The 15362-nt window shown below is 33.0% G+C and carries 12 protein-coding genes and 1 tRNA gene; 4 read left to right on the forward strand and 9 right to left on the reverse strand.

Annotated features, from left to right (window positions below):
* Positions 1 to 47: 47 nt before the first annotated feature.
* The 5 genes from GKZ86_RS03135 to GKZ86_RS03155 are packed head-to-tail and all read right to left on the reverse strand — an operon-like array spanning position 48 to position 4069.
* Entirely contained in the window at positions 48 to 1307 is a 1260-nt protein-coding gene (locus GKZ86_RS03135; protein ID WP_154781647.1) for a hemolysin family protein, read from the reverse strand.
* Between the two features lie 3 nt (positions 1308 to 1310).
* Entirely contained in the window at positions 1311 to 1505 is a 195-nt protein-coding gene (locus GKZ86_RS03140; RefSeq protein WP_154781648.1) for a hypothetical protein, read from the reverse strand.
* Positions 1506 to 1515: 10 nt separating this feature from the next.
* Positions 1516 to 2067: an LPS export ABC transporter periplasmic protein LptC gene (gene lptC / locus GKZ86_RS03145; protein ID WP_154781649.1), complete on the reverse strand. Its 552-nt coding sequence runs from the start codon at positions 2065 to 2067 to the stop codon at positions 1516 to 1518.
* A gap of 51 nt (positions 2068 to 2118) precedes the next feature.
* Positions 2119 to 3342: a hypothetical protein gene (locus tag GKZ86_RS03150; protein ID WP_154781650.1), complete on the reverse strand. Its 1224-nt coding sequence runs from the start codon at positions 3340 to 3342 to the stop codon at positions 2119 to 2121.
* The gene (locus GKZ86_RS03155) at positions 3335 to 4069 is read right to left on the reverse strand and encodes a type III pantothenate kinase (protein ID WP_154781651.1); all 735 of its coding nucleotides are present in this window, start codon (positions 4067 to 4069) and stop codon (positions 3335 to 3337) included. The genes GKZ86_RS03150 and GKZ86_RS03155 overlap by 8 nt, the downstream gene beginning before the upstream one ends.
* Before the next feature lie 99 nt (positions 4070 to 4168).
* Here GKZ86_RS03155 and GKZ86_RS03160 point away from each other — a divergent pair.
* The 4 genes from GKZ86_RS03160 to GKZ86_RS03175 all read left to right on the forward strand — a co-directional run bounded on the left by GKZ86_RS03160 (position 4169) and on the right by GKZ86_RS03175 (position 6694).
* A tRNA-Phe gene (locus GKZ86_RS03160) sits at positions 4169 to 4244 on the forward strand.
* A gap of 50 nt (positions 4245 to 4294) precedes the next feature.
* A complete protein-coding gene (locus GKZ86_RS03165) occupies positions 4295 to 4639 on the forward strand; it encodes a GIY-YIG nuclease family protein (protein ID WP_154781652.1) in 345 nt (114 codons plus the stop codon).
* Positions 4640 to 4954: 315 nt separating this feature from the next.
* Entirely contained in the window at positions 4955 to 6454 is a 1500-nt protein-coding gene (locus GKZ86_RS03170; protein WP_154781653.1) for an MFS transporter, read from the forward strand.
* Between the two features lie 12 nt (positions 6455 to 6466).
* Positions 6467 to 6694 (forward strand): DUF6814 family protein, encoded by a 228-nt coding sequence (locus tag GKZ86_RS03175; RefSeq protein WP_154781654.1) that lies wholly within the window; start codon positions 6467 to 6469, stop codon positions 6692 to 6694.
* A gap of 72 nt (positions 6695 to 6766) precedes the next feature.
* Here the strand turns inward: GKZ86_RS03175 and GKZ86_RS03180 are convergent, their stop codons facing one another.
* From GKZ86_RS03180 to GKZ86_RS03195, 4 genes are all read right to left on the reverse strand, one after another.
* Complete coding sequence (locus GKZ86_RS03180; protein WP_154781655.1) at positions 6767 to 9643, reverse strand: alpha-amylase family glycosyl hydrolase; 2877 nt, start codon at positions 9641 to 9643, stop codon at positions 6767 to 6769.
* Positions 9644 to 9721: 78 nt separating this feature from the next.
* Positions 9722 to 10471 carry a SusE domain-containing protein gene (locus GKZ86_RS03185; RefSeq protein ID WP_154781656.1) on the reverse strand — a complete coding sequence of 250 codons (750 nt, stop codon included), beginning with the start codon at positions 10469 to 10471 and terminating at the stop codon, positions 9722 to 9724.
* Positions 10472 to 10489: 18 nt separating this feature from the next.
* Positions 10490 to 12118, reverse strand: a complete 1629-nt coding sequence (locus GKZ86_RS03190) for a RagB/SusD family nutrient uptake outer membrane protein (RefSeq protein ID WP_154781657.1) — start codon at positions 12116 to 12118, stop codon at positions 10490 to 10492.
* Positions 12119 to 12155: 37 nt separating this feature from the next.
* Complete coding sequence (locus tag GKZ86_RS03195; RefSeq protein WP_154781658.1) at positions 12156 to 15131, reverse strand: TonB-dependent receptor; 2976 nt, start codon at positions 15129 to 15131, stop codon at positions 12156 to 12158.
* Positions 15132 to 15362 lie beyond the last annotated feature (231 nt).

Consider the following 15362-nt stretch of genomic DNA (forward strand, 5'->3'; position numbering starts at 1 on the left):
ACAACTAGTGTTTTATTTTACACATTTTTTTTTAATTCCTAAAAAAATTACTCTTTTATCGTCATTTTTACCAATTCAATTTTCTTATTGGATGCTTCTTCTATCACAAAATGATAGTGATCTATGACTATTTCATCTCCTTTTTGCGGGATTTCTTTAGTAGAATTCACAATGAATCCGCCTAAAGTTCCGTATGAATCCTCTTCAGGAATATCCAGCTTATAGGTTTCATTTAAATATTCTACATCTAAACGGGTCGAAAACAAATATTTTCCTTCTCCTAACTCCTGCTCTATCAATTCTTCGTCTAAATCGTGCTCATCTTCAATTTCTCCAAAAAGTTCTTCGACGATATCTTCGATAGTTATAATGCCAGAAGTACCTCCGTGTTCATCTAAAACTACAGCAACGTTTTTTCGTTTTTTAATCAAAAGATTAAGCGCGTCTTTTATCGAAATTGTTTCCGGAACAAACTCTACTGTCATTAAAACCGATTTAATGGTTTTGGGCTTTTTAAACAGATCAAATGAATGCACATATCCTACAATATCATCGAGTGAATTTTGACTCACTACAATTTTCGAATATCCTGTTTCTATAAACAATTCTTTTAACTCTGAGATATTTGCGAATAAATCAATGTCTACAATTTCTGTTCGCGGCGTCATAATATCACGCGCTTTTACGCCTGAAAATTCTAATGCATTTTGAAATATCTGAATTTCAGAATCTACTTCTTCATTATCTTCTACAGAACTCATTTGTTCTGTAATATAATTTCCTAATTCGATTTTACTAAAATACAATTGAACCTGATCTCCTTCTGTTTTGAAAAACTTTCGCAAAATGAAATCTGAAATCCAAATGAAAAAAGTCGAAATATAGTAGAACAACCTATAAAAAAGATAAGCTGGAATTGCAAAAATCTTAATTAAAGAATTGGCATAGATTTGAAAAAAAACTTTCGGGAAAAATTCTGCAGTAATCAAAACTACAAAAGTCGCGATTGCAGTTTGTACCAATAAGCTTGTAATGTCTGAAAATTGATATCCGAGAACGGCGAAACACTTCAGAATTAACTCACTCATATAAAATCCGTAAACAACCAAAGCAACATTATTACCAATAAGCATTGCTGCAATAAACTTTGATGGGTTTTCGGTAAGTTTAGTAAGGATCTGGGAAAGAAAATTATCTTGTTTTTTTTCTATTTCAAGATAAATTTTGTTGGAGGAAATAAAAGCTATTTCCATTCCTGAAAAAAAGGCTGATAGTATTAAACATAGTATTATAATACTAATTTCCATTTTTTATTGTTTTTTATAATGATCGTCAAATTTCTTAGAAAATTTCCTTCTGAAGAAAAACATAAAAACACTTACTCCGGCAATCACGAAACTTAACCACGGATTAGCCGTAGGATCATTCAGCTTTGTAATTCCGTCATAAATAAACGCAACTGCAATTAATATGTAAACGTATTGTGTATATTTTAAGTAATTCATGATCTTGTTTTTATTCTTCGGCTTCTAATTCGCCTGTTATTCGTTGTGAGTTTATGACTTTAAAATCTTTACTAAAATCAATTCCTTGTCCGTATGAAACTCCTTTAGCATCTGTAAGCTTAAATTTTCTTTCGGTATAAAACCATTCATTTTTCTGATCGAAATATAATTGTTCCGTTTCAAGCATCTGACCGGTTTCTGAAGTAATTTTTACTTTTCCCTGCAAATCAATGATTCCGGTTTGTTTATATGAAACAGCATAATTTGAGGTTATAAAAGTACGCTTTTGTTTTTTATCATATAAAGTAACATCAATTCCTTTAGGGAATTCTGTAAACGGAAAATCAAGATTAGAGAAATCAAGCATTTTACGACTTTTTAAAACGCCGGTTATTCTTCCCGAATCCGTATATTTTATGTCGACCGTATCAGCATCACTTCCCGGAACAAATTCTGAAAAGTTAATTTTCTGAACTTCTTTAAAATTGCTTTCGCATCCAAAAAACAGTGTCACAGCAAGAACTGTGACAACGTTTATAATATATCTCTTTGGTAAATTCATTTGCCAAATGTAGTAAATTGTAATGAGCTTAAAAAAACAGCAATTTTATGTTTAATTGAATTTACTTTTCACAAACCATTTATCGTTAAAAGAAAAACTCAAACTAAAGTTTAAATAATTTTCCTGAACCAAACCTGCAGATGTAGTTCCTTTTTTACCAAATTCGATTCCGAAGTTTACATTTGAAAAAGTTCCTGTAATTGGAAATCCAGCACCTAATGTCATACCAACATCATTAATTGATTGGTCATTAACGATTAAACCTGTTTTTTCGAATTTAAGACCTGCTCTATAAGTGATTCTGCTGAAATAGTTTGTAAATGAAGCATAATTAGGAACATAATATCCACCAACTGCATATTTTGCATATTTTTCATAACGAACATTATCGCTAGTATTATAATAATTAGCCAGTTGCCCATTGCCTTGAAAAGCCAATGTTGTACCTACTAACCATTTTCTTGCTTGTCCTATACCGGCACCTAAAGTTATTTTGTTTGGTAATTTTAATGTAATACTAGACGAAGGATATTCATAAGGATCCGCATCACCGTCAACTTCAATAATTCTTGAACTATCTGATCTTAAGTTACTTTGAAAAGTGTAACTTAAACTCGTATATAAATTTAATTTTTTATCGATCTTAGTTTGATACATTGTACCAATATTAAAACTTGTTCCTGACAATACAGATGAGCTTGTTTCTCTTGTTGCACCCTGAACATCTGGAATACCTTCTATAGTTGTTGTAGAAATTTTACCAAAGTTATATTGTACATCAGCACCAATATTCCATTTTGGAGTAATTTTATATCCTAAACCAAAAAATACTCTATTTACACCACCTTTTCCTTCAAGTTGACTATTTACTGAATTTCCTTCGTTAATATCAGAAATTTTATATCCAACAGAAGACAAAGGAATCAAACCAAAAGCAGCTCCAAATTTACCCATAGGAATTCCTACTGCTAAATAATCAAAAGTAGATCTTTGAGCTTTTGATGATTCTGTATCGCTTTTTATTGTATTACCTCCAAAAGTTCCACCAACACTAAAAGTGGTTTGTCCAAGGCTGGCATAACTTGCCGGGTTTTCAATATTCAAGTGAATACTATCCTGTTCTACCGCAACTCCACCCATAGATCTGTTTTCGAGGGTTCCTTTAAATCTTGCCTCTCCAATTCCGTAAAAAGAATATGGCGATGAAGTACCTTGCTGAGCAAATGAAACGAACGAGATAAGTAAACAAGCACTTATTATAATTTTTTTAATCATTGTCGGTTTTATATTGAAATGTTTGGTTCAAACTTTCCAAAAGGAAATTTGAATTGGCAAATATGGTATTTTTTAATCGTTTAGCCAAAAATTCTGCATCACCACCCGTTAAAATTATTATAAAATTTGAAAAGTTTGCCCGATATTCATCTATAAAACCGTCAATCTCATAGACGAACCCATTAACAATTCCTGAATGAATCGCCTGTTTCGTAGAGTTTCCTATATATGAATCGGGAGATTCTAAAGTTAGTAACGGCAAGCGGGCTGTGTAATTATGCAAGGCTTCATAACGTAATCTCAGGCCCGGAGAAATTGCTCCGCCCAAATAATTGTCATTTTCGTCGATAAAATCGTAGGTTATGCAAGTTCCCGCATCTATCACTAATCTATTTTGTTTGGGAAATTGTAAAGTTGCTCCTGCAGCCAAAACCATTCTGTCGATCCCTAAAGTTTTTGGCGTTGCGTATTTATTTATGAAAGGAAAAACATCTTCATGAGTCAAAAAATGAATATTAAGTTGGTCTTCGAAGGCTAAAAAAGATTGCTTTTCAATATTTCCGACTGATGCAACGACCAAATCAGAACAATTTTGAAATTTTTTTAAAATATTTTTAATTTTTTTTTCGAGTTCATTTTTCTCAAAAACAAAATTTTCAAGAACAGTACTCCCCTCAAATACAGCCGCTTTAATTCGAGTATTACCAACATCAACAGTTAAAACCATATTTTTTTATTTACAAATGCGAAGGTACGAATTGATTTTTTTAAAAAAATGTTTTGGATAAATGAAAAATGATTCTATCTTTGCACCCGCAATCAGCACGGTGCCTTAGCTCAGATGGTAGAGCAATGGACTGAAAATCCATGTGTCCCTGGTTCGATCCCTGGAGGCACCACCAAAACCCGAATAGCAATATTCGGGTTTTTTGTTTTTTAATACTTTTTATAAATGCATTACTTATATATCATTTATTCTGATTCATGTCAAAAATTTTATATTGGAGAAACTGCAAGTATTGAAAATCGAATTTCTAAACATCATGATCATTTTTATTCAAATTCTTTTACCAAGATAGCTAACGACTGGAAAATTGTTTTACTCTTTAATTGTATCAATAAAGATGAAGCTGTTTATTTGGAAAAGTTTATCAAAAGAATGAAAAGCAAAATTTTTAATACAAAAATAATTGATGACCCATCTATACTAAAAGATATTCTTTCTAAAAGAAAATCTATAATTGTCCCTGGTTCTCCCGAAGCCTCGGGACTGGAGGCACCACCAAAACCCGAATAGCAATATTCGGGTTTTTTGTTTTTAATACTTTCCTGAAAGTCAATAGCTAAAATTTTACATCAAAGGTTCCCTTAAAATATCTTTTATACTTCTGTTTTATTTGATGCTATATAAATCTTATTAAAATTTCACCTCTTTTTCTCCAAAATTCTTTCTTTTAAAAAGATACATCAGCTATTTCTTATTTAAATTTTAGAAAGCAAATAAATTATAAATATTTGTTAAAAAAGTATCAAATAATTAAAAAATTATCTTTTATATTAGTCAAAAAATATTTAATAGTTTTATTTACTAACAAGTCTACAACACTAATTTATGAACGAAACTTCTACTAAAGGTATTTGGAAAGTAATTTCAGCGTCTTCGATGGGAACTATGATAGAATGGTACGATTTCTATATTTTTGGAAGTTTGGCCGTTGTTATTTCAACTAAATTCTTTCCAAGTGATAATCCAACTGCGGCATTTTTGTCAACTTTAGCCACTTTTGCAGCAGGATTTGTTGTTAGACCTTTTGGAGCTTTGTTTTTTGGAAGACTTGGTGATATTATTGGCCGGAAATATACTTTTATGGCTACCTTATTATTAATGGGTGGTTCTACTTTTTTAATAGGCTGTATTCCGAGTTATGAAACTATCGGGTTTTTAGCTCCTTTATTAGTCTTAATTCTGCGTTTATTGCAAGGATTAGCTCTTGGCGGAGAATATGGCGGTGCAGCTACTTATGTTGCCGAACATGCTCCTGAAGGACAAAAAGGATATTGGACATCATGGATTCAAACTACTGCAACTGTGGGATTATTTATTTCATTAATGGTAATTCTTGCAACAAAAAGCATTCTTTCACCTGAAGATTTTGATACTTGGGGATGGCGTGTACCTTTTTGGGTTTCTATTGTGATGGTTGGCGTTTCTTATTTGATCCGAAAAAACATGGATGAATCTCCTGTATTTGCAAAAGCAAAAAAAGAAGGAACAACTAGTGCAAATCCGCTGAAAGAAAGTTTTGGCAACCGATATAATTTGAAATTCGTTTTATTGGCTTTATTTGGTGCAACAATGGGGCAAGGCGTCGTTTGGTACACGGGTCAGTTTTACGCGATGAGTTTCATGAAAACAGTAATGAATATCGAGTCATCTCAGGTTGATGAATTACTGGGGATTGCTTTATTATTAGGAACTCCGTTTTTTATTGTTTTTGGATGGTTAAGTGATAAAATAGGTCGAAAACATATCATGATGGGCGGAATGTTACTGGCTATTTTATTCTACAGGCCTATTTATAAAATGATGTATGAAACAACAGATTTAAATCATAAAACTGAAATTGTAGAAAAAACCACGCAAAACATTGAAACAACAAAAAATAATGACATAATAACCACAGTTTCAAAAACCTACACGGACGGAACTACGTATGTAGGGAAGAAGAAGGATTTTAATGATAAGAAAAAAGAATCTCAAAGTACTGTTTCAATCAATATAAATACCAGCGATGAATGGACTATAATTTTTCTGGTTTTCATTCAGGTTTTATTTGTTACAATGGTTTATGGTCCAATTGCTGCTTTTTTGGTTGAGATGTTTCCAACTAAAATTAGATATACCTCAATGTCGTTACCTTATCATGTAGGTAATGGAATTTTTGGAGGATTGCTTCCGGCCATATCAACTTATTTTGTAACGCATTCTAAACAAGCGGGTAAAACTGATTTTTATCTTGACGGACTTTGGTATCCTATAATTATTGCTTCAGTCTGCTTTGTAATTGGAATGGTTTATATCGATAATAAAAACAAAACGAATCACCTTTAATATTTAATAAACATGACGAATAAGATTAAACAGGTTTTAGGTGTTTTATGGGCTGTATTAGCCATTGCCGCAGCATACTTTTGTGTATTTGAATTTGGATTACCTAAATTGCTCTCAGACCAACAAGATGATCTTGTCTTTGGCATTATAATCCTTTTTATCCTCACCCCGCTTATTGTTTTGGGTTTGGGTACATTTGGATATTTTGCGATGATAGGTGAATATAATAATGAGAAATAGTTTCAGGAAAAATTACAAAACAAAAAGGGCTGCCAATAATTAGGCAGCCCTTTTTGCATTACTAACAAAACCTTATTTTTTAATGAACTTCATTACTTGTATTTCATTATTTGCATTTAATGCTTTAACTATATATAATCCCGTTTTTAAGTCACTTACTCCAAACTGAAACTCCGGATTTCCATCTGTAACAAAACTTTTTACCAATTGTCCTGACATTGCATAAACCTGAACTTTAGTTGTTACAATATTTAAGGTAAAATAATTTGAAACCGGATTTGGATGTAAACTAACTGAATTTCCTTTTTCGAAATCTTCGATTGCTAAATTAGCTTGTTTGTTTCCGTAAATCCTGTATTCTCCAGGCGCTAAATTTATCGGAGCATTTACATCAGCAACATTTATTGTTGTATTATCCATTAGATTATACCAGATTCCTATATATTGAAAACCAGTAGCAATATTTTGAGCTGTAACATCAAAATTGGCTAAAATCAAAACATCTTTCAATTGTGTAGAAACCAAATTGCTATTGGTGATTTTTATGTTTACTGATAATGAATTTGCATTTGCAATTGTTGGCGTTCCTAAAAATACAGGTTCTGTAGTTTTAAGTGTGATCATTTTTGCCCAATCGTTGTAAATTTTATTTCTGTTTGAATCTCCCAGCCAGTTTTCTGCCCATTGAGGCTGTGGCTTGGTATCTAATTTACAATCTCCCGAAATCGCATCTCCATCTGTATTTACTGTACCATTATTACACGTAAAAATAGAATCGTCCCAACCTAATTCTCCAAAATGCCAAATCATTTTTGGCCCCGGAACCAGTAAAGAAACTGCTCCAATAGCAGACATTCTTGATAATGCTGTGTTTAATGTTTTTACATTATAAGATCCGCTTGAGGCTCCGTATTGTACATTTTTATACATTAAACGCTCTTCATCATGACTTTCTGCATAACCCATTAATCGATTTGCTGTAAAACCATGACTTGTGCTTGACATTCTCGAAATATTACTGTCTGATGCATATCCCATTGATAACTGATTGTATGCTCCGGTCATTTTTCCCCACATCATAACACCTTTACTTGGTGTTTCATTTACTCTGTAATTTGCCCATTGCTGTTCTTCGGTATCATCATTACCTAAATGTTCAAAAATGGTATAATGTGTAGGATCTAAACTCCACGAATAATCAGCATATTTTCTCAATACATCTACTCGATCCTGTTGATATTTATCTGTACAAGCTCCATCATTAGCTGTACAGTTTTGCGTAAATCCTTTGGTTAAATCCCAACGGAAACCATCAATTTTATATTCATCAATCCATTGTTTAATCACACGATCTACATAATATTGCGTTTTTAGCGATTGATGATTAAAATCTTCACCTACATTATAAGCATGTTTTGCTACGGTATTAAAATATGGATTTTCGGCAGTTGGCGAACCAAAACCATCTCCGTCAGGATCGTTCATCCACATTCTCACCATTGGATTTCTTCCAAAAGCGTGGTTTAGCGCCACATCAAGAATAACAGCGATTCCGTTTTGATGACATAAATCGATGAATTCTTTTAGCTTATCCGAAGTTCCGTAAAATTTATCCAAAGCCATGTGAAATGAAGTGTTATAACCCCAGCTTTCATTGCCTTCAAACTCCATTACAGGCATTAATTCAATGGCATTTATTTTAAGATTTTTAAAATAGTCTATTCTATCAATTAAACTTTGATAATTTTTATTGGCATCAAAATCACGAACCAAAACTTCATAAACTACTAATTTTTCCTTTTCTGGTTTTGCAAAATTAGTTACTTGCCAATTGTAGGGTGTTTGCCCTGTTTTAAGAACTGTAACTTCAAAATTTTGCCCAACAGGATAAGTTGGTATATTTGGATATGAGTTTGAAGGAATCGTAGGATCATCAAAAGGCGACAAAACCAAAGTAGAATATGGATCTGCTGTTTTTACCAATGAAGGAGAATTTGCAAGTGGCGTAGCGTCTACAACCCAATATTGATATGTATTATTGACTCCCGAAACCAATCCTGTTAATTCTAACCAGAATTTGCCCGAAGTTGGGTCTTTTTTCATGGCATACGCCGAAGTTGGTTGCCAATTATTAAAACTTCCGGCAACGTAAACAAAATCTTTTAATGGTGCATCCAGAACCAAGGTTGCTTTTGTAGCATCGGCAGTATTGTAATTGATTCCGTCAACTAATCCCGCTGGCATTGCCTGAGAAACTGCGTTTGGATTTACAATAACAGAGAACTTTTTTACAATTGTTGTTGCTCCCTGAACAATACTCAACTCATAGCTTTGATTACTTGTAATATTAGTATGAGAATAAGAATAGTTCGATGTACTTGTATTGGTATTGATTGTCGTTCCGTTTGCTTTTAATGTATAACTTGCTGTACCATTTGTGTTTGTTGCTGCAATAGCAAAGTTTGCTCCTGAAGCTATAATCGTTGTGCTGTTTTCAGCCGGCGCAGTTAATGTTGCCTGAAAAGAGCCTACTTCAACTAAAATATCTTGTGATTTTTTATCCCCTGTTCCATTTTTTGCTTTAACCAAAAAACCTATTTTACCAATTCCTGTAATATTATAATAGGTTGTTGGCGTAATAACTTTAGTATAAGTATCTGAAACTGCATTATAGGTTAATTTACTGGCATCACTTGAAGCTTCCCAGGTTCCATTGTTTGGAGTTCCTTTTTGAGTGGTATCATTAATATCAAAAGCCCATGCCCATAAGTAAAGCGAATGATCGGTAACTCCCCAGTTTGCCTCGTTAATACTGCTTCCGTTAATCGTAATAGTGATAGAAGTCGTTTCTTCAAAAGTAGAAGGACTTACAGAATAACTAGCTGTTTGCTGTTGCGCAAAAGAAATTGCGGACAATAAAAGAAATAGGATTAGTATAGTTTTTTTCATAATATGTGGTTGATTGGTTAGTATGATTAAAAAAGGGCTATCCTTAAGACAGCCCTTTTTTTAATTTCAAGAAAAATATTAGTTTTTCTTAATAGTGTATTTTTTATTAGCGATATCTACTTCAACTGTATAATTTCCAGCTACTGGAACAGGAATATTAGCACCTCCAAGATCTAATGATAAGTCATTACCATCATCTCCATAATTAGTAGCCCAACCATCATCTAATCTAAACTTAATTTCGCCCACTACTAATGGTCCAACATAAGAATATTTTTTAGTAGCCAAATCATAATTTAAATCAGTATCTGGATCATTCCATCCATTTGGAGTTGCAGAACCAATTAAACCCCAGTTTGCCCAAGCAGCATAAGGAGTTGCTTTAATTGTATATGAATTTGAATATTGAGGAAGTCCTGTAGCTCCTACAACAGACTTAATACGAACATCAACATTATTTTCCTGGTATGGAGTAAAACCTCCATTAAGCACCGCAGAATTTAATTCAGCAACTGTTAATTCTTTTGAAAGCGCAGTTGTATTTGATACCGTTGTTGGGCTGGCAAAGTTTGTACCTGCTTTTGCAATTTCAATAGTATAATTTACAATTGTTTGAATTCCGGTATAAGTTGCCTTATTCCATGTTACTGTTGTAGCAATGTCTTTTTCTGTATCTTTTGTAAGTACAATACTAAAATCAGATTTTGGTGTTAATAATACCGGAGCAGTTCCTGCATCAATAACGGGTCTATTGTCTACATCATCAGCATTACATGAAACAGCCAATACACCAATAAATGCGATTAAAATTTTATATATATTTTTCATTTTAATGTTTATAAGATGTTAGTACCCTGGATTTTGCTTTAATGTTGGATTTGCCTGAATGTTTCTTGCAGGAATTGGCATTAAATCTCTGGTTGCATCTGTAGAGTTACCATTTATAGATCCACCTTTCCATTGCCAGATTTTAGATCCTCCAGTAAATTTTCCAAAACGAATCAAGTCAGTTCTTCTGTGGCATTCCCAGAATAATTCTCTTCCTCTTTCATCTAAAATAAAATCAAGTGTTAATTGAGGAAGTGTAATTGTTTGTGCGTTTGCTCTTGTTCTAATTTGATTGATGTAACCTAAAGCAGTATTAATATTTCCTGTAGTAGCTCCTCTAAGAGTTGCTTCAGCGTACATTAAATAAGCATCTGTTAATCTAAACATTGGGAAATCAATATCCGGCATATCATTTCTTTGCGCTGCAGAACCATCTGAATTTACATTGATGTATTTTGTTACAGCGTAACCATCTGTAAAAGTTGCAATATTGTTGATATCTTTTGACTGACCAGCTGTGTAAAATGTACCTCTGTTATCTGCAGTTGCAGTTTCGTCTGGAAAAAGGTTTACAAACTCTCTACGAGTTCTGATTCCTTGCCATCCACCGTCCATTCCTCTGGAAGCCGCATTCATGCTACCTCCAATAGAAGCGTGCATAATAAAGCTCATTCCACCACCGATAGCTCTAATCGCATTACCATCTCCAATAATTGGGAAAATAAATTCACTTTCAGCACCATTTCTGTTATTATCCGCAGAAAATAAGTAACGGTAAGGAACATTTGCAAAAGTATATCCTGAACCAGTAATGATTTCACTACATAATGTAGCCGCTTCATTGTTTCTGTCTACACCTGTATATACTTTAGAATTCAAATAAATTTGTGCTAATAAAAATTTAGCTGCAGTTTTATCAACTCTTCCGTATTCATTTGCTTTTGAAGCCACTAAACTATTGTCTAAGTCTTTCAATTCAGATTCTACATAAGCAAAAACTTCTGCTCTTGATTTTTGTACCGGATAATAGAATCCAACAGGATCATTTTCTGTTGTAATTGGCACATTTCCGAATAAATCCATTAAGTTATAGTATGAAAAAGCTCTTAAGAAACGAGCTTCAGCTCTAAATTTCGCGATATCTGCTTTTAAACCTGCATCAACACCTCTTGCCGTTAATTTCTCATCAGTAGTTTGTCTTAAAAACTCATTAGCAACACTAATGTGATAAAATGCTCTTGAGAATGCTCCTGCTAAAAATTCATTATCCGCAGACCATGTTTGAGTATTTAAAGTTGGTAAAGTACCATCAGCCCAAGCAATAATAGCTTCATCTGTTGTAAATTCCTGTGTTACAAAAAGTAATCTTAAGTAACTACTAAAATCACCTCCAAGTCCTGCGATATCAGGATTTTGTCCAGGTTTTGTAGCATCTCCATCACCATCATTTCCTCCAACATATAAACCTGCATATAATTTAGCTAATACTTCTTTATACGATGCCGGATCTTTAAAAAAGGCTTCAGATAGAAATTCATCATCATCCTTTGGCGTCACGTTTAAATCGTCAGTACACGAAGTAAGCGTCATACTTATTCCTAAAATGAATAGGAAAAAATAAGATATATATTTAAATGATATTTTCATTTTGTTTGTTTTTAAATTTTTGATTTTCAGTCTACTATTAGAAATTCGCATTCACTCCAAACAAGAATGTTCTTGCTCTTGGATACACATTATTATCAATTCCGTTGAATTTCTCCGGATCTAAACCATTGTATTTTGTAAGAACAAATACATTTTGAACTCCAGCTGTAAATCTTAAAGAAGCAGCTTTAATGATCGTTTTATCAAAAGTATATCCAAGCGTAACATTATCTAATTTGATAAAAGAAGCATCTTTTACAAAATAATCAGACAAGTAACGTTGTGTTCCGTTATCTTCAAAAGTAAAACCAGTATTATAATAATCTGAACTTACGTTAGACAAATCAGTCTGTCTTCTTAATCCAGCATCAGAATAACCTAAATTAGAACTTACGTTATCGAAAATATGATTTCCAACACTTGCTCTCCAGTTCATTGTAAAATCAAACTTTTTGTAGTTTAAAGTAGAGAACAAACCAAAAGTATAATCCGGTGCTGCTTTACCAGCTCTGTAACGGTCAGCTGTATCAATTTTTCCATCTCCGTTTCTATCAGCATAAGCTCCGGCAATTGGTCTCTTGTTAGCATCATACAATTGCTCGTATACAAAAAATGAATTTGGTGCATATCCTACTGAGTTAATCAGGATTTTGTTTCCACTTCCACCAGCGATATTATCTCCGGCTAAATAACCTTGAAAACCTGGAACCGTGATTCCTAATTCAGAAATATTTTGATCGATATAAGTAGTATTAAAAGCTACATTCCAAGTCAAATTATTCGTTTTAACAATATCAGAAGCAATACTAAATTCAACTCCTTTTGTTCTTACACTACCAATATTAAAGAAACCTTGGTTTCTAAGATTCGCACCATCAGGAACTGCAATATCTGCTAATAAATCTGTCGATTTTTTATCAAAATAGTTAATAGTACCTGTAATTCTATCGTTTAAGAATCCGAAATCGACACCAACGTTAGATTCAGCCAATTCTTCCCATTTGATATTTTCGTTATATCCTTCTGGTCTTGCCGTAGAATAAATTGTATTACCAAAAATATATTGCGAATTAATGGTTCCTAAAGTAACTCTTTGTAAATAATCATATTGTGGAACAATATCTTGCTGTCCAGTTGTACCGTAACCAACTCTTAATTTTAAAGTCGAAAGAGTATTGTTTCCTTTTAAGAAACCTTCTTCAGATACATTCCATGCAAAAGCTCCTCCTGCAAAATTCCCCCATCTGTTATCTTCAGAAAAACGAGAAGTTCCGTCTCTTCTATAATTAACAGTTAATAAATATCTGCTGTCATATCCTAAATTCAAACGTCCGAAGAACGATTGTAAATTAACATCCGGATCTGTAGCAACATCCTCATTAGGATTTGGTTGTCTAACCTCTCCTGAAGAGTATTTTTCTTTTTGAAACAATTGGTAGTTATAACCTGCAGTTGCATCAATTTTAATTTTTCCTAAATCTTTAGTATAATTAAAATAAGCATTTAAGTTTTTATTTTGAAGCGCATCTGTATAACTATTATAGTTTCCTAAGTTTACATAAGCTGGATCAGTAAATGGTTTTGGCTGATATCCTAAAGCACTTTGAGTACTTACTTCTGTATATCCGCTACTGTCAAATCTATCAATACCTGCTTCTACAACAGCTCTTAAATCTTCAAAGAAATGAAGTTTATAATCTAATCTAACATTACCCCATTTTCTTGTAGAAGTTGCTCTTCTATTATCTTGGTTTAATCTTGCAACAGGATTTCTTGCCGGCAATAATGGTAAGTTTCCAGTTGGCTCTAACCATTCGAAATATCCTCCGTAACGAGAACCAGCTTGATAAACAGGTTGTGTTGGATCAAATCCGATAGCACTTCCAATTATTGCACCTTCGTCCTGAAATTGGTTTTTACCGAAAGATAAGTTTCCGCTAATATCAATTTTTAAGTGATTATCAAATAAAACAGGATTTAACGATAACGATGTCGTAGTTCTTTCAAAAGAAGTGTTTCTTAGGATTCCAGGATTATCAACATTTCCAACAGATAAACGAACTGGTAATTTATTAAATAAAGAACCACTTACAGAGATATTGTTGTTAGTTGTTAAAGCAGTATGAAAAATTTCATCTTGCCAGTTTGTGTTTGCATTTCCTAATAAAGCTTGTTGAGCCGGAGTACCTTTTGTGTTTACCAATTCACGGAATTGATCTGCACTCATTACATCAACTGTATTTGCTACAGTATTTACACCAACCTGAGAGCTAAAGTTTACTTTTACACCACCTTTTGCTCCTTTTTTAGTTGTAATAACAATTACACCATTTGCAGCACGAGAACCATAAATAGCTGCTGCAGATGCATCTTTAAGCACTGTAAAAGACTCAATATCATTAGGATCAATAGTAGATAAAATACTTGTTGCACCACTAGGAACTGCATTACTTAACGGAAGTCCGTCTAATACAATTAATGGCTCATTTGAAGCATTTAAAGAAGATCCTCCACGAATTCTAATATCAGCTTTTGCTCCAGGAGCTCCTCCACCAGTTACATTAACACCCGAAATACGACCGCTAATTAAACTCTCCGGAGTTACGTTGATTCCTTTATTAAATTCTTTTGAAGAGATTTGCGATACAGATCCCGTAGCATCCTTTTTCTTAACAGTACCGTAACCTACTTGTACTACAACTTCCTTAAGTTGGTTTGTATCTTCTTCTAAAGAAACGTTTAATGTTTTTTGTCCGGTAAAATCAATCGTTTGCGTTTTGTATCCAATAAAAGATACCACAATTTTGTTACCAGTTTTAACATTTGATAGTTGGTAATTACCATCAAATCCGGTCGATGCACCGCTTGGAGCACCTTGTACATTTACGTTTACTCCCGGTATTGGCTGTCCTGTTGCTTTATCAACGACAGTTCCGCTTAAAGTACTTTGAGCTAGTACAGTAAAAGGCAACAATAGGAATAAAAATAACAACTTTTTGTAAATTGTTTTCATACTTTTTGTTTAAATTAGTTTGAGTTTGTGATTGTTAGTTAAGTTTTTAATTTTACTTCGAATTTCAAAATTAGGAATTTATTAACATGGCCAACCACTTACAATTTTTATTACATTACGAAAACGTGATAGTGTTGAAAACTTTCTATTTTTTGTAATCTTTTAGCGTTTAAATTGTCAATTCTAAAAATATAAGATACCTTTATTAACAATTAGATTTTTTCCATATAT

This window comes from Flavobacterium sp. LC2016-13, from assembly GCF_009707955.1.
Lineage (GTDB): Bacteria > Bacteroidota > Bacteroidia > Flavobacteriales > Flavobacteriaceae > Flavobacterium.

Excerpts from the sequence above, each read along its gene's own strand:
- GKZ86_RS03135 (WP_154781647.1), bottom strand. The coding sequence starts at position 1,307 with ATGGAAATTAGTATTATAATACTATGTTTAATACTATCAGCCTTTTTT.
- GKZ86_RS03140 (WP_154781648.1), bottom strand. The coding sequence starts at position 1,505 with ATGAATTACTTAAAATATACACAATACGTTTACATATTAATTGCAGTT.
- lptC (WP_154781649.1), bottom strand. The coding sequence starts at position 2,067 with ATGAATTTACCAAAGAGATATATTATAAACGTTGTCACAGTTCTTGCT.
- GKZ86_RS03150 (WP_154781650.1), bottom strand. The coding sequence starts at position 3,342 with ATGATTAAAAAAATTATAATAAGTGCTTGTTTACTTATCTCGTTCGTT.
- GKZ86_RS03155 (WP_154781651.1), bottom strand. The coding sequence starts at position 4,069 with ATGGTTTTAACTGTTGATGTTGGTAATACTCGAATTAAAGCGGCTGTA.
- GKZ86_RS03165 (WP_154781652.1), top strand. The coding sequence starts at position 4,295 with ATGCATTACTTATATATCATTTATTCTGATTCATGTCAAAAATTTTAT.
- GKZ86_RS03170 (WP_154781653.1), top strand. The coding sequence starts at position 4,955 with ATGAACGAAACTTCTACTAAAGGTATTTGGAAAGTAATTTCAGCGTCT.
- GKZ86_RS03175 (WP_154781654.1), top strand. The coding sequence starts at position 6,467 with ATGACGAATAAGATTAAACAGGTTTTAGGTGTTTTATGGGCTGTATTA.
- GKZ86_RS03180 (WP_154781655.1), bottom strand. The coding sequence starts at position 9,643 with ATGAAAAAAACTATACTAATCCTATTTCTTTTATTGTCCGCAATTTCT.
- GKZ86_RS03185 (WP_154781656.1), bottom strand. The coding sequence starts at position 10,471 with ATGAAAAATATATATAAAATTTTAATCGCATTTATTGGTGTATTGGCT.
- GKZ86_RS03190 (WP_154781657.1), bottom strand. The coding sequence starts at position 12,118 with ATGAAAATATCATTTAAATATATATCTTATTTTTTCCTATTCATTTTA.
- GKZ86_RS03195 (WP_154781658.1), bottom strand. The coding sequence starts at position 15,131 with ATGAAAACAATTTACAAAAAGTTGTTATTTTTATTCCTATTGTTGCCT.